13 protein-coding genes are annotated in these 13,703 nt (G+C 70.4%); 10 read left to right on the top strand and 3 right to left on the bottom strand.

Annotated elements, in window-relative coordinates; all coding sequences use genetic code 11:
* Positions 1-115: 115 nt before the first annotated feature.
* Positions 116-1,756: an FAD-dependent oxidoreductase gene (locus tag ACTWQC_RS02850; RefSeq protein WP_443313935.1), complete on the bottom strand. Its 1,641-nt coding sequence runs from the start codon at positions 1,754-1,756 to the stop codon at positions 116-118.
* A gap of 220 nt (positions 1,757-1,976) precedes the next feature.
* Here ACTWQC_RS02850 and ACTWQC_RS02855 point away from each other — a divergent pair, with 220 nt between their 5' ends.
* The 10 genes from ACTWQC_RS02855 (at position 1,977) to ACTWQC_RS02900 (ending at position 11,094) form a co-directional block, all read left to right on the top strand.
* Positions 1,977-3,095, top strand: coding sequence for a SchA/CurD-like domain-containing protein (locus tag ACTWQC_RS02855; RefSeq protein ID WP_443313863.1), 1,119 nt, complete (start codon positions 1,977-1,979; stop codon positions 3,093-3,095).
* Between the two features lie 100 nt (positions 3,096-3,195).
* Positions 3,196-3,630: a cupin domain-containing protein gene (locus ACTWQC_RS02860; RefSeq protein WP_443313864.1), complete on the top strand. Its 435-nt coding sequence runs from the start codon at positions 3,196-3,198 to the stop codon at positions 3,628-3,630.
* A complete protein-coding gene (locus ACTWQC_RS02865) occupies positions 3,627-4,895 on the top strand; it encodes a beta-ketoacyl-[acyl-carrier-protein] synthase family protein (protein WP_443313865.1) in 1,269 nt (422 codons plus the stop codon). The genes ACTWQC_RS02860 and ACTWQC_RS02865 overlap by 4 nt, the downstream gene beginning before the upstream one ends.
* Entirely contained in the window at positions 4,892-6,142 is a 1,251-nt protein-coding gene (locus ACTWQC_RS02870; RefSeq protein WP_443313866.1) for a ketosynthase chain-length factor, read from the top strand. The genes ACTWQC_RS02865 and ACTWQC_RS02870 overlap by 4 nt, the downstream gene beginning before the upstream one ends.
* A 26-nt stretch (positions 6,143-6,168) precedes the next feature.
* Entirely contained in the window at positions 6,169-6,426 is a 258-nt protein-coding gene (locus ACTWQC_RS02875) for an acyl carrier protein (RefSeq protein ID WP_443313867.1), read from the top strand.
* 1 nt (position 6,427) lies between these two features.
* A complete protein-coding gene (locus tag ACTWQC_RS02880; RefSeq protein ID WP_443313868.1) occupies positions 6,428-6,913 on the top strand; it encodes an SRPBCC family protein in 486 nt (161 codons plus the stop codon).
* A gap of 122 nt (positions 6,914-7,035) precedes the next feature.
* A complete protein-coding gene (locus ACTWQC_RS02885) occupies positions 7,036-7,368 on the top strand; it encodes a TcmI family type II polyketide cyclase (protein WP_443313869.1) in 333 nt (110 codons plus the stop codon).
* A gap of 32 nt (positions 7,369-7,400) precedes the next feature.
* Positions 7,401-9,143: an acetyl-CoA carboxylase, carboxyltransferase subunit beta gene (gene accD, locus ACTWQC_RS02890; RefSeq protein WP_443313870.1), complete on the top strand. Its 1,743-nt coding sequence runs from the start codon at positions 7,401-7,403 to the stop codon at positions 9,141-9,143.
* Positions 9,140-9,706: an acetyl-CoA carboxylase biotin carboxyl carrier protein gene (locus ACTWQC_RS02895; RefSeq protein WP_443313871.1), complete on the top strand. Its 567-nt coding sequence runs from the start codon at positions 9,140-9,142 to the stop codon at positions 9,704-9,706. Before accD ends, ACTWQC_RS02895 begins: the two co-directional genes overlap by 4 nt.
* A 5-nt stretch (positions 9,707-9,711) precedes the next feature.
* Positions 9,712-11,094 (top strand): acetyl-CoA carboxylase biotin carboxylase subunit, encoded by a 1,383-nt coding sequence (locus tag ACTWQC_RS02900; protein WP_443313872.1) that lies wholly within the window; start codon positions 9,712-9,714, stop codon positions 11,092-11,094.
* Positions 11,095-11,186: 92 nt separating this feature from the next.
* Here the strand turns inward: ACTWQC_RS02900 and ACTWQC_RS02905 are convergent, their stop codons facing one another.
* Together ACTWQC_RS02905 and ACTWQC_RS02910 are read right to left on the bottom strand one after the other, a co-directional pair.
* Positions 11,187-12,215, bottom strand: coding sequence for a methyltransferase (locus ACTWQC_RS02905; protein WP_443313873.1), 1,029 nt, complete (start codon positions 12,213-12,215; stop codon positions 11,187-11,189).
* A 57-nt stretch (positions 12,216-12,272) separates the two neighbouring features.
* Positions 12,273-13,361, bottom strand: a complete 1,089-nt coding sequence (locus ACTWQC_RS02910) for a right-handed parallel beta-helix repeat-containing protein (RefSeq protein ID WP_443313874.1) — start codon at positions 13,359-13,361, stop codon at positions 12,273-12,275.
* Positions 13,362-13,703 lie beyond the last annotated feature (342 nt).

Raw genomic sequence — 13,703 nt, forward strand, 5'->3', positions numbered from 1 at the left:
ATGGCTTGTCGTGACGGGTGACGAGGTGTGCGTCGCTGTCAGTGAATCACCACACGTACGAGGGCGGCGCAGCAATTTCTGCGCCGCCCTCGTAGGTCCGTCAAGGACCGCTTGGTCAGGCCCGGTTCAGCCGGAGGACCGATTCCAGGACCTCCTGGAGGGTCCGCTCCGGATCGGGCACGGGACCCTCCGCTCGCCAGGCCACGAAACCGTCCGGGCGCACCAGGACCGCGCCGCCCTCCGCCGTCCCGTGGACCCCGGCCCAGTCCGCGCCGTCCTCGGGCGTCAGATCGTCGTCCGGTCCGGTGCCGACGCGGTAGCAGTGCAGCGGTACGTTGAGCCGCTCGGCGACGCCGAGCCCCGCCGAGTGCCAGGCGGTGCCCTCTGAGCCGGTGAGCAGGACGGGGAACCTCTCGTAGAGGTCCAGCGTCGACTCCTGCGCGCCGAACTGACGCAGCCACATGTGCGGCGCCCGGGTGCCCGGGTCACCGGTCAGCTGCATCCGCTCCGGTACGGGCGGCAGCTCGGGGTCCGTGCCGACGACCGCGCCGCGGGTGTAGCGGTAGCCGAGGGCGACCGTGAGCACACCGCTCTGCCGGCCGCCGCCCACGCCGGGCTCGGGCGCGTACCCCGGGTGGCTGTGCTCCGCGGAGCGGGCCGAAGCGCGTGCGCTGGTCGCCTGTGCCACCGGCTGACGCTCCGTCTCGTACGTCTCCAGCAGCCCTGGCCCAGCCCAGCCGCCGAGCACGGCGGCGAGCTTCCATGCCAGGTTGTGTGCGTCCTGGATACCGGTGTTGGAGCCGAACGCGCCGGTGGGGGACATCTCGTGGGCGGAGTCCCCGGCGAGGAAGACCCTGCCGTCCGAGTACCGCTCCGCGACGCGCTCCGCGGCGTGCCACGGGGCCTTGCCGGTGATCTGCACGTCGAGGTCGAGAACGCCGGTCGCCCTGCGGATGTGGTCCACGACCCGCTCGTCGGTGAAGTCCTCGAGGGTCTCCCCCTGGTCGGGGTGCCACGGCGCGTGGAACACCCACTCCTCCTGGTTGTCCACCGGAAGCAGCGCCCCGTCCGCCTCGGGGTTGGTCAGATAGCAGGCGATGAAGCGGCGGTCGCCCACCACTTCGGCGAGCCCGGGGGCGCGGAAGGTGAGGCTCACGTTGTGGAACAGGTCGCCGGGGCCCGTCTGGCCGATGCCGAGCCGCTCCCGGACCGGGCTGCGCGGCCCGTCCGCCGCGATGAGGTAGTCGGCGCGTACGGTGCGGTCCTCCCCGGACTCCCGGTTCCTGACCACCGCGGTCACGCCCTCCCCGTCCTGGTCGAAGGAGAGCAGCTCCGTGGAGAACCGCAGGTCGCCACCGTGCTTGCGGGCACAGCGGACCAGCACGGGCTCCAGGTCGTTCTGACTGCACAGGCACCACCCGGTCGGGCTGAACTTGGCGAGGCCGCCGCCCGGGTCGATCTCCTTGAACAGCCACTCCTGATCGTCCCCGGTGAGCGACCCGGCCTGGAGGATGCCGTGGTTGTCCGCCAGGACCGATGCGGCCTCGCGGATCATCGGCTCGGCTCCGGCCACCCGGAACAGCTCCATGGTGCGCACGTTGTTTCCGCGTCCGCGGGGGTGTCTCGAGGTGCCCGGGTGCTTCTCCACCAGCATGTGCTCCACGCCGAGACGGCCCAGGAACAGCGAGGCGGACAGGCCCACCAGGGAGCCGCCCACGATGAGGACCGGCACGCGGTCTTCGACATCTCGATTCATGAAGTGCTCCAGCTCCAGCCGCCGGTACAGGACTGGAGGTTCCATGCCCGACCGGGCCCGACCAGGGGGGTTCCGCCCACCCGTTTCACCCGGATGGCTCACAGATCTCGCGCCGCCCGTGGGAGTGAGCACACGATCGATTCCGTCACTCGGATTCCACCAGCGGTGAACGAACCGGAGGACGTGGGGGGCTACTGAAGCTCTCGAAGGAGATGCCAACATGACAACGCTGTCGGAAAGAGTGTCGCAGTCCGCCTTCGACGGCTCGAGACTTCGGGTCGTCCTGCTCCTGGACCTCCAGGACGGGGCCCAGCAGCGGTTCCTCGAAGCGTACGAGCGCCTGTGCAACCAGGTGGCATCCGTGCCCGGTCACATCAGTGACCAGCTGTGCCAGTCGATCGAGAACCCCTCCCAGTGGCTCATCACCAGCGAGTGGGAGAGCGCGCCGCCGTTCCTCGCCTGGGTGAACAGCGAGGAGCACGTCGAGATGGTGCAGCCGCTGCACCGCTGCGTACGCGACACCCGGTCCCTGCGTTTCAGTGTGCTGCGGGAGACCCCGGAGATCCCCACCTTCGCCCCCGAAGCCGCCAAGCGCCGGCTCCAGACCTCCCCCCGCATCGGTGACGGCGTCGTCCGGCACGCCCTCACCTTCACCGTCAAGCCCGGCAGCGAGCAGAAGGTCGCGGAGATCCTGTCCGGGTACACCTCCCCGGCCGCGCGGGTCGACGACACCACGCGCCTGCGGCGCACCTCGCTCTTCATGCACGGCAACCGCGTCGTGCGGGCCATCGAGGTGCAGGGCGACCTGGTGGCGGCGCTGCGCCATGTGGCCAGGCAGCCCGAGGTCCGGGAGGTCGAGGAGGCCATCAACCCGTACCTGGAGCAGGACCGGGACCTGAACGACGAGAACTCGGCGCGGGTGTTCTTCACCCGGGCCGCGCTGCCCGCGGTGCACCATGTGGGTGCGATCGGGCCGGACCCCGGGGACCTGCGGCGGCACGCGCTGTACTACCCGGCGAGGCCCGGTTGCGGCATGGCCGTCGCACGGCTGCTGGCGCGACAGGACGAGATGGCCGCCCACGACCCCTCGAGCCCCGTCGCGGGCAGCACGATCTTCCAGCGTGACGACATCGTCGTCCGGCTGATCGACCTGCGGGTGCCCATCGAGCAAGAGCCGGTCCTGGCGCTCGGCGTCAGCGGGCCCCGTAAAGCGCCCGTGCTGGGCCGTCTGATCGACACGGGGGCGGACGGCGAACTGGGATCCGAGCGGGAGATCTCGCGCTTCCTCGCACGCTCCGACATGGCCCTGATCACCGATCGCCGCGCACCGGACTCCTGAGTCACGTACCCCCGGCACACCGCACCAGACCTTCGCGGTCGCCCGGCCGTCGCGGCACCGCTCGTCGCCCTCAGCACCACGCCACCTGGAGGTAGCCATCATGACCACGCCCCGCCCACGCATCGTGGACCTCAGCGAAACCCAGCCCAACCGCAGGCGCGGCGGAGACCTGCGCGCCATGCTCACACCCAGCGCGGTGGGCGCCACGAGCGGCTTCATGGGCCTGGCCATCGTGCAGCCGGGTGAGCGCATCGGCGAGCACTACCACCCGTACTCCGAGGAGTTCGTGTATGTCGTGAGCGGCGCCCTCGAGGTTGACCTGGACGGGGAACCGCACGCGCTGCGGCCCGACCAGGGCCTTCTGATCCCCCCTCATATGCGGCACCGCTTCCGCAACGTGGGGGACACCGAGGCCCGGATGGTCTTCCACCTCGGCCCGCTGGCCCCGCGCCCCGAGCTGGGCCACGTGGACACCGAGGGTACGGAGGACACCGCACAAGCGGGCCCCCCTGAACGTGCGGAGAGTGTTTCGTGACCCGCCGCGTGGCGGTCACCGGGGTCGGCGTCGTAGCCCCGGGCGGCGTGGGCGTCCCGGCCTTCTGGGACCTGCTCGCGGCCGGCCGTACGGCGACGCGCGGCATCACGCTCTTCGATCCGGAGGGTTTCCGCTCGCGCATCGCCGCCGAGTGCGACTTCGACCCCGCGGCCCACGGACTCGACGCGGAGACGCGGCAACGCGCCGACCGCTACGTCCAGTTCGCGATGGTGGCCACCGACGAGGCCGTACGCGACGCCGGCCTCGACACCGGAGTCGAAGACCCCTGGCGCATCGGGGTCTCCCTGGGCACCGCGGTCGGTGGCACCACGCGCCTGGAGCACGACTACGTCGAGGTCAGCGAGGCCGGGAAGCGCTGGGATGTGGACCACGGGCCGGCCGGACCGCATCTCCACCGGGCGTTCTCGCCCAGCGCGCTCGCCTCAGAGGTGGCCGAACAGATCGGCGCCCGGGGCCCGGTGCAGACCGTCTCGACCGGGTGCACCTCGGGGCTCGACGCGATCGGATACGCCTTCCAGGCCATCGAGGAGGGCGCGGTCGACGTGTGCATCGCGGGCGCCTCGGACTCGCCGATCTCCCCCATCACGGTGGCCTGCTTCGACGCGATCAAGGCGACCTCGCCGAACAACGACGACCCGGAGCACGCCTCCCGGCCGTTCGACGCCCACCGTGACGGATTCGTCATGGGTGAGGGCGGCGCCGTGCTCGTCCTGGAGGAGATGGAACACGCCCGCGCCCGGGGTGCGCCCATCTACTGCGAGATCCGCGGCTACGCCACCTTCGGCAACGCGTACCACATGACCGGACTGACCCGGGAGGGCGTGGAGATGGCCGAGGCGATCAACCAGGCGCTCGGCCACGCCCGTATCAACGCTTCCGACATCGACTACGTCAACGCGCACGGCTCAGGCACCCAGCAGAACGACCGGCACGAGACGGCCGCGGTGAAGCGGTCGTTGGGCGCGCACGCGTACCAGGTGCCGATGAGCTCCATCAAATCCATGGTGGGCCACTCGCTGGGCGCGATAGGCGCGATAGAGGTCGTGGCCTGCACCCTGGCGCTGGACCGCCAGGTGGTGCCGCCGACGGCCAACTACGAGACGCCCGACCCGGAGTGCGACCTCGACTACGTGCCGCGGACCGCGCGCGAACTGCCGCTGCGGACCGTGCTCTCCGTCGGCAGCGGGTTCGGCGGCTTCCAGTCAGCGGTGGTCATGACCCGAGAGGGCGTGAGGACACGATGAGCTCCCAGCAGGACCGGCGTTCGGTCGTCACGGGTATCGGCGTCGTCGCCCCCAACGGGGTGAGCACGGACGCCTTCTGGAAGGCGACGCTGGAGGGGATCAGCGTCCTCGACGCGGTGACCCGCGAGGGGTGCGAGAACCTGCCGCTGCGGGTCGCGGGCGAGGTCCGTGGATTCGACCCGGCCGGGCTGATCGAGGAGCGCTACCTCGTCCAGACCGACCGGTTCACGCACTTCGCGATGGCCGCGGCCAACCTCGCGCTGGAGGACTCCCGGCTGGGCAGCGGGGACCACGGCGGCTCGCCGTTCGCCGTCGGAGTCGTGACGGCCGCCGGGTCCGGCGGCGGTGAGTTCGGCCAGCGGGAGCTGCAGCGGCTGTGGGGACAGGGGTCGCACTACGTGGGCCCGTACCAGTCCATCGCGTGGTTCTACGCCGCCAGCACCGGCCAGATCTCGATCCGCGGCGGCTTCAAGGGACCCTGCGGAGTCGTGGCCAGCGACGAGGCCGGCGGCCTGGACGCGCTCGCGCACGCGAGCAGGACCATCAGGCGCGGCACCGACGCGGTCGTCGTCGGCGCGGCCGAAGCGCCGCTCGCGCCCTACTCCGTCGTCTGCCAGCTCGGGTACGAGGATCTCAGCACGGCCTCGGACCCCGCCCGCGCGTATCTGCCGTTCACGGACGGCGCCTGCGGATTCGTGCCCGCCGAGGGCGGCGCCATGCTCGTCGTGGAGGAGGAGACGGTGGCCCGCGAGCGCGGGGCCCGGATCCGCGCCGTTGTGGCGGGGCACGCCGCGACCTTCACCGGGGCGTCCCAGTGGCGGCGGTCCCGGGAGGGGCTGGCCCACGCGATCCGCGGCGCGCTGGAGGACGCCCGGTGCGCCCCGGAGGAGATCGACGTGGTGTTCGCGGACGCGCTCGGCGTGCCGGAGGCGGACCGGGCCGAGGCGCTGGCGATCGCGGACGCCCTGGGAGCGCACGCCCAGCGCGTACCGGTGACCGCGCCCAAGACCGGCACCGGCAGGGCGTACTGCGGCGCTCCCGTCCTGGACGCGGCCGCCGCGGTGCTCGCCATGGAGCACGACGTCGTACCGCCAACGCCCAACATCGTCGATGTGTGCCACGACCTCGATCTGGTGACCGGCCGGGCCCGCTTCGCGGAGCTGCGGACGGCGCTGGTGCTGAGCCGCGGCCTCATGGGCTCGAACGCGGCGCTCGTGCTGCGGCAGGGCACCGACACCCCCTGGTGAGAACTCTCGCGAGAAGGAGAACCCCCATGACCGCTCACCTGACCTACGACGAGCTGGCCTCGCTGATGAAGACCGCCGCGGGGCTCACCGTCGACCCCAGGGAGATGGAGGACCGGCCCGACTCCACCTTCGCCGGGTACGGCCTCGACTCGCTCGGCCTCCTCGGCATCGTGGGCGAGCTGGAGAACCGGTACGGCATACCGCTGCCCGCCGACGCCGAGAAGTGCAAGACCCCGGGCGACTTCATCGACCTCGTCAACAGCGCACTCACCACAGGAGCATGACATGTCAGGACACACCGAGAACGAGATCACGATCGCGGCCCCCCTGGACCTCGTCTGGGACATGACCAACGACCTGGAGAACTGGCCGCAGCTGTTCAGCGAGTACGCCTCGGTCGAAGTGCTCGGCCGCGAAGGCGACAAGACCACGTTCCGGCTGACCATGCACCCCGACGAGAACGGCAAGGTCTGGAGCTGGGTCTCGGAGCGGGAGCCCGACCGCGCCCGGCTCACCGTCAAGGCCCGCCGCGTCGAGACCGGCCCCTTCCAGCACATGGACATCCGGTGGGAGTACTCGGAGGTCCCGGGCGGTACGCGGATGCACTGGACGCAGGACTTCGCGATGAAGCCCGAAGCCCCCGTCGACGACGACGGGATGACCGAGCTCATCAACCGCAACTCCAAGATCCAGCTGGAACTCATCCGCGACAAGATCGAGCAGCGGGCCCGGGAACGCGGGATGCACAGCGCGCCCGTCCTGCCCAACTGACGCTCACCACCGGCCAGGACGGCCGCGGAAAGCCCGGACCGGCCGGCCCCGGCGTGCGCGCACGGCGCGGCGCCACCGGCCGGCCCCCCAGGGCCAACCCCCACGCGAAAGGACCGTCTCGCATGCACCGCGCTCTGATCGTCGCCCGTATGGCGCCGGACTCGTCCTCGGACATCGCGGAGGTCTTCGCGGCCTCCGACCGCGGCGAGCTGCCGCACCTGATCGGCGTCACCGGACGCAGCCTTTTCCAGTTCGGCGATGTGTATCTGCACCTCATCGAGGCGGACCGGCCGCCCGGCCCGGCGGTCGCCAAGCACGCCGACCACCCGTCGTTCCGCGACATCAGCGAGAAGCTCTCCGCCTACGTCAAGGCGTACGACCCGGCGACCTGGAGCAGTCCCAAGGACGCAATGGCGCGGGAGTTCTACCGCTGGGAGCGCGACGCAGCGGTGTGACCTGGAGCCGGAGAGCGGGAGGAACACCTGACATGGTGCTTTTCGATGACCGGCCGCCGGAGCAGGCGCCGGAGCGACCGCCCGACTGGGTCCGGTGCGAACGGTGCGCGGAGCTGGTGTACGGCAAGCGGTTCGGCAGGACGCTGAACGTGTGCCCGGACTGCGGGTGGCACGCGCATCTGACGGCGCACCAGCGCCTCGACCAGCTGCTCGACCCGGGCACCGCGTCCCCGGTCGACCATGTGGAGTCGCTGCACGACCCGCTGGAGTTCACCGACACCCGGCCGTACGCGGACCGTCTCGACGAAGCGCGGGCCGCCACAGGACTGCGGGAAGCCGTGGTCTGCGTGACGGGCCGCATCGAGGACCGGCCCGTGGTCGTCGCCGTGATGGACTTCCGCTTCCTGGGCGGCAGCCTGGGCTGCGGAGTCGGGGCACTCATCACCGAAGCCGCCCGTACGAGCCTGCGGCAGCGCATCCCGCTGCTGCTGGTCACCGCGTCGGGCGGCGCACGCATGCAGGAGGGCGTGCTGTCCCTCATGCAGATGGCCAAGACCGCCCAGGCGCTGGCGGAACTCGACGAGGCGGGCATCCTCACGGTCTCGCTGGTCACCGATCCGACGTACGGCGGTGTGGCCGCGTCCTTCGCCACGCTCACGGACGTGATCATCGCCGAGCCGGGGGCGCGTCTGGGGTTCGCGGGGCCGCGGGTCATCGAGCAGACGACGGGAGAGCGGCTGCCCGAGGGCTTCCAGACCGCGGAATTCCTGCTGGAGCACGGCATGGTGGACGATGTCGTGCCGCGGTCCGCCCTGCGCCCGGTGCTGGGCCGCCTGCTGGCCCTGGGCTCGCCCGAGCGGGAGCCGCGGGCGGAGACCGTACAAGAGACAGCGGGCTCACCAGGCTCAGCGGGCCGGATTCTGGACAGTGTCGACGAGGTGCACGCGCGCGACGCCTGGGAGGCGGTCCGGCTCGCCCGGCATCCGCACCGCCCCACCGCCCTCGACTACGCGGACCATCTGATGGACGACTTCCACGAGTTGCACGGCGACCGGCTCTCCGGGGACTGCACCGCCATCGTCGGCGGCCCCGGGCGGCTGAACGGGCGTCCTGTGATGCTGATCGGGCACCACAAGGGCGGGCCCGCGCTGGCGGAACGGCAGCATCACCAGTTCGGCATGGCCACTCCCGCCGGCTACCGCAAGGCGGCCCGGCTGATGCGGATGGCCGCGAAACTCGGCCTGCCGGTGGTCACCCTGATCGACACGCCGGGGGCCAACCCGGGCCCGGAGTCGGAGCGCGGCGGCCAGGCCATCGCCATCGCGGAGAACCTGCGGCTGATGTCCCAGCTGACGGTCCCGATCGTCGCCGTGCTCATCGGCGAGGGCGGCAGCGGCGGGGCACTCGCCCTGGCCGTCGCCGACCGCGTGCTCGTGAGCGAGAACGGCGTGTACTCCGTCATCAGTCCCGAGGGCTGCGCCGCCATCCTGTGGAAGCAGGCGGAGGCCGCGCCCGCCGCGGCGGCGGCACTCCGTCTCGACGCCCGGGAGCTGCTCCGCCTCGGCGTCGTCGACGGTGTGGTGCCGGAACCGGAGGGCGGCGCCCATCAGGACCACGCGAGGGCGACGGCCCTCGTCGGCGCCGCAGTCCAAGCGGCCCTGGACGATCTGCACCCCTGGGAGCCCGGCCGGCTGCTGCAAGAACGCAGAAGCCGGTACCACCGCTTCGGTGTCGAGGCACGCATTCCCGTCGGAACCGGAGGAGGTTCATCGTGACTCTGGATGCGAGCAAACAGGACCACCACGAGAACGGCCAGCGTCCGTCCTTCACCGGGAACGGCTTCGCCGGCCACGACCTGACTCACCTCGCCCACACGACCCTGGACTCCGTCTGCCGCAGCGTGATGGAGCTCGCCAGGGCGGCACCGAGGCCGCCGCTGCGGATCAAACTCCAGCAAGGCCATATGACGGTCGAGATGGAGTGGCCCGACACGGCTGCCGCGGTGAGCGATGAACCTCCCGAGGAGGGCGTTCCCGAAGCGGGCCCTCCGCCCGTCGCACCGGTCCCGGTCGCCCAGGACGCCCACCTTTATCTCCTCGCCCCGACGGTCGGCACCTTTTACCACGCCCCGGAACCCGGAGCACCGCCGTTCGTCTCGGTCGGCGACGTGGTCAGGCCCGGGCAGCCCATCGGCATCCTCGAAGTGATGAAGATGATGAGCACGATCGAGGCCGAGGCCGCGGGCCGGGTCGTGGAACTGCTCGTCCAGGACGGATGCTCCGTGGAGTTCCAGCAGCGCCTGGTCGCCCTGGAGCCGCTCTCCGAAGCGGAGGCGTGATCCCGATGTTCAGCACCGTACTCATCGCCAACCGTGGAGAGATCGCCCTGCGGATCGCCCGGGCCTGCCGCGAAATCGGGATCCGTACGGTGGCGGTGTACTCCACCGCGGACCTCGACTCGGCCGTGGTGCGCTTCGCCGACGAAGCCGTGCACATCGGCCACTCGCCTTCGAAGGCCAGTTATCTCAACGCCCCCGCGATCATCGAGGCGGCCAGGCTCTCCGGAGCCCAGGCCATCCATCCCGGATACGGATTTCTTTCCGAGGACCCCGACTTCGCCGAGATCTGCGAGACGAACGGCATCACTTTCATCGGTCCGCCCCCGCAGGTCATCCAGCGGCTCGGCGACAAGGCGGCGGCCCGCGCGGCGATGGCCGAGGCGGGCCTGCCCGTACTGCCGGGCAGCGTCGACGCGGTGACAACTCCCACGGAGGCGAAGGAGATCGCGCAGCAGACCGGTTACCCCGTGATCTTCAAGGCCGTGGCGGGCGGCGGAGGGCGGGGCATGGCCGTCGTACGCGACCCCGACGACCTGCTGTCCGCGTACCGGGAGACCCGGGCGCACGCGCGCGTGGTCTTCGGTGACGACCGCGTCTATCTGGAACGCTTCATCGACGACGCCCGCCACGTCGAAGTCCAGGTGCTCTGCGACCGGCACGGCGCGGCGGTCCACCTCGGCGAGCGCGACTGCTCCGTGCAGCGGCGGCACCAGAAGCTGATCGAGGAGGCTCCGGCGCCGAATCTGCCGGAGGAACTGCGCACGGCGATGTGCGAGTCGGCCGTACGGGGCGCCGTGGCCGCCGGATACACCGGGGCCGGCACGTTCGAGTTCGTCGTGACGCCGTCCGACGAGTTCTTTCTGATGGAGATCAACTGCCGGCTCCAGGTCGAGCATCCGGTCACCGAGATGCTCACCGGAATCGACATCGTCCGGGAGCAGATCCTCATCGCCGCCGGTCTGCCGCTGAACGTATGCCAGGAGGACGTCGTACGTCGCGGTGTCGCGGTGGAGTGCCGGGTCAACGCCGAGGATCCGGAACGGGATTTCGCCCCCACGCCCGGCCGCCTGACCGAATTCGTGCCCCCGGCAGGCCCTTTCGTACGCGTCGACACGCACTGTTTTCCGGACTGGCTGGTGGGCCCCGATTACGACTCGCTGCTGGCCAAGACGGTCGTCTGGGCGCCGGACCGGGAGCAGGCGCTGGCCCGTATGGACCGTGCGCTGGAGGAGTTCCGGGTGGAGGGCCACGGCGTACGCACCACGATCGGGTTTCTGCGGCGAGCGCTGGCACACCCGGAATTCCGCGCCGCCGCGCACACCACGGGACTGGTCGGAAAGCTGCTCGGCGGTGAGAAGAACCGCGCGGACGAAGCGGATGCCGCATAAGACAGACACAACAACAGAAAGAAACAGCTGACCGCCGGACATTTCCCCGGCGGTCAGCCGTTTCTGTTCTGTTGGTTCTTCAGTCGCCTTGTTCAGTCGGCCACGGTGCTGTCGAACGCGTGCAGATAGGCGTTGACCGGGCGGATGTCGCCGACCCGCAGACCGGCTTCCGTCATCCGGCTGACCAGGCTCTCCTTGGAGTGCTTCGCGCCGCCGACGTTGAGCAGCAGCAGCAGGTCCATGGCGGTGGTGAACTTCATCGAGGGACTGTCGTCGACGAGGTTCTCGATGACCAGGACCCTGGCACCCGGGCGTGCGGCGGCGACGACATTGCGCAGGGTGCTGCGGGTGCTGTCGTCGTCCCACTCCAGGATGTTCTTGATGATGTACATGTCCGCCTGGACGGGGATCTCACGGCGGCAGTCGCCGGGAAGGATCGTGGCCCGCGCTGCGAGCGGGCCGCCGTCCCTGAGGCGCGGATCCGCATTCTCCACCACTCTGGGCAGGTCGAGCAGAGTCCCCCGCAGCGCCGGATGCTTCTCCAGCAGACTGGCGAGGACATGCCCCTGCCCGCCCCCGATGTCCGCGACCGACGACACTCCGGTGAGGTCGAGGAGCTCCGCGAGGTCCTCCGCGGACTGCCTGCTGGAGGTGGTCATGGCCCGGTTGAACACCTGGGCCGACTCCGGCGCGTCCTGGTGCAGGTAGTCGAAGAACTCCTTGCCGTACAGGTCCTGGAAAACACTGCTGCCGGAGCGCACCGCCTCGTCGAGGCGGGGCCAGGCGTCCCAGGTCCAGGGCTCGGTGCACCACAGGGAGATGTACCGCAGGCTGTTCGGGGCGTCGTCCCGCAGCAGCCGGGACATGTCGGTGTGGATGTAGCGCCCGTCCTCGGTCTCGTCGAAGATCCCGTAGCAGGACAGGGTGCGGAGCAGCCGCCGCAGCGGCCGCGGTTCGGCCTTCACCGCGGCGGCCAGCTCCTCCACGTCGGCGGGCTCCTCGCCCAGCGCGTCCGCGACACCCAGTCGCGCCGCCGCGCGTACGGCTGCGGCGCATGCCGCCCCGAACACCAGCTCCCGCAGTTGCATGGCCGGCTGAGGGGTGGAACTTACCGTGGTCATTCCGCTTCCATTCTTCCGGTGAAGCTCACAACGGCACTACGGGTCTACGGGACGGCACTACGGCTTCAGGCACAGGCCGGGGGGCTTGGACACCCGGCACACGTTGCGGATGAATCGGTTGTTCGCTCCCGGGTCCTGGTCGACCAGGTCCGCGGGCTTGTTGCCCAGCGCCACGTTGTAGCTGATGACATTGCGCTCGTTGCGCGCGCCCACGAAGCTCTTGAACAGGACGATTCCGCCGGAGAGCGGTGACGCGCCCTCGTTGTTCCGGACGACGTTCCTGGTCACCAGCGTCTCTTCCGAGCCGGTGAGGACGATCCCGGAGCCCTGGATGTAGGGGAGGCGGGTGTTGCCGGGGCAGTACTTGTTGTTCCGCTCGACGACGTTGTGGCGGACAGTCAAGTCCCCGGCCGGCGGGTTGCCTTCATCGCCCACGACGAACACGCCGCCGCAGTTCCCGTTGATGTGATTGCGCTGGACCGTGAGGTTCCTGACGCGGCGTACGGTGACGCCGATCCGGTTACCCGAGAGACGGTTGCCGCTGACCGACGCGCCCTGGGTGTCGATGGCCCCGCCCTCACGGTCGACCGTGTTGGCGATGAAGATGCCCGCGTCCTTGTTGTCCCGGGCGGCGTTGCGCCGGAAGTCCCCCCGGGTGGACCTCTCCTGCGCCAGTCCCCACTGGCCGTTGTCCCGGGCGCTCACCCGCTGAACGCTCAGCCGGTCGGTATGGGAGGCCCAGAGCCCGTTCTTCTTGTAGTCGCGAAGGGTCAGAGAGCGGATGCGTACGTTCTCGATGCGCCGGTTCGACGTACCCAGGACGCAGATTCCGTTACCGGCCTTGCCGCAGGCGTCCGCAGCGCGCTTGGCCGCGCCCGTGAGCACGGTCCGCGCGCCCGACCCGCGAATGGTCAGACCTGATGTGGTGACCGTGACGCTCTGCCGGTAGGTGCCGGGGCGGATGAGGACGGTGTCGCCCGGTCTTGCGGCGTCCACCGCCTTCTGGATCGACTGCCCTGGGCGCACGACGAGGGTGCGCTCCGCGGCTTTGGTCACGGGGCCCGCGCCGGCCGGTGCGGCCGCACCCAGTCCCGTGACTATCACTGCTGTTGTCCATCCGAGGCATTTGATCTGGCGTTTCATCATGGCCCCGAAGCTATGACCAATCGCCGCAGATCGCCACATTTCGTATTCGAACGACCACGTCGCGTGGCCACCGTGGGTCCTGCACTCGGGTTACGTCGCGGGCGGCGCAGCGCCCTCTTCACCCGCGGCCGCTTCCGTCGCGGCGGGAGTGACGGGCTGCGGGTCGCCGCCTGCGCAGGGCTGCGGAGCGGTCGGCCCGGCAGGCGTCTCTGCCATGAGCCACGCCGCCAGGCCGGGCGGCAGAAACCACGGTCGAACACGGGGGACGGTCACATGAGGCCAACGGTGTGATGCTCCCCCACGACACCCACCAGGGGGCAGCCGGCCCGTATCACCACCCGA

Source organism: Streptomyces sp. 8N616, from assembly GCF_052246385.1.
GTDB lineage: Bacteria > Actinomycetota > Actinomycetes > Streptomycetales > Streptomycetaceae > Streptomyces.

Coding starts and splice junctions, on each gene's coding strand:
- accD (WP_443313870.1), top strand. CDS start 7,401: ATGGTGCTTTTCGATGACCGGCCGCCGGAGCAGGCGCCGGAGCGACCG.
- ACTWQC_RS02860 (WP_443313864.1), top strand. CDS start 3,196: ATGACCACGCCCCGCCCACGCATCGTGGACCTCAGCGAAACCCAGCCC.
- ACTWQC_RS02875 (WP_443313867.1), top strand. CDS start 6,169: ATGACCGCTCACCTGACCTACGACGAGCTGGCCTCGCTGATGAAGACC.
- ACTWQC_RS02880 (WP_443313868.1), top strand. CDS start 6,428: ATGTCAGGACACACCGAGAACGAGATCACGATCGCGGCCCCCCTGGAC.
- ACTWQC_RS02850 (WP_443313935.1), bottom strand. CDS start 1,756: ATGAATCGAGATGTCGAAGACCGCGTGCCGGTCCTCATCGTGGGCGGC.
- ACTWQC_RS02885 (WP_443313869.1), top strand. CDS start 7,036: ATGCACCGCGCTCTGATCGTCGCCCGTATGGCGCCGGACTCGTCCTCG.
- ACTWQC_RS02870 (WP_443313866.1), top strand. CDS start 4,892: ATGAGCTCCCAGCAGGACCGGCGTTCGGTCGTCACGGGTATCGGCGTC.
- ACTWQC_RS02900 (WP_443313872.1), top strand. CDS start 9,712: ATGTTCAGCACCGTACTCATCGCCAACCGTGGAGAGATCGCCCTGCGG.
- ACTWQC_RS02910 (WP_443313874.1), bottom strand. CDS start 13,361: ATGATGAAACGCCAGATCAAATGCCTCGGATGGACAACAGCAGTGATA.
- ACTWQC_RS02855 (WP_443313863.1), top strand. CDS start 1,977: ATGACAACGCTGTCGGAAAGAGTGTCGCAGTCCGCCTTCGACGGCTCG.
- ACTWQC_RS02905 (WP_443313873.1), bottom strand. CDS start 12,215: ATGACCACGGTAAGTTCCACCCCTCAGCCGGCCATGCAACTGCGGGAG.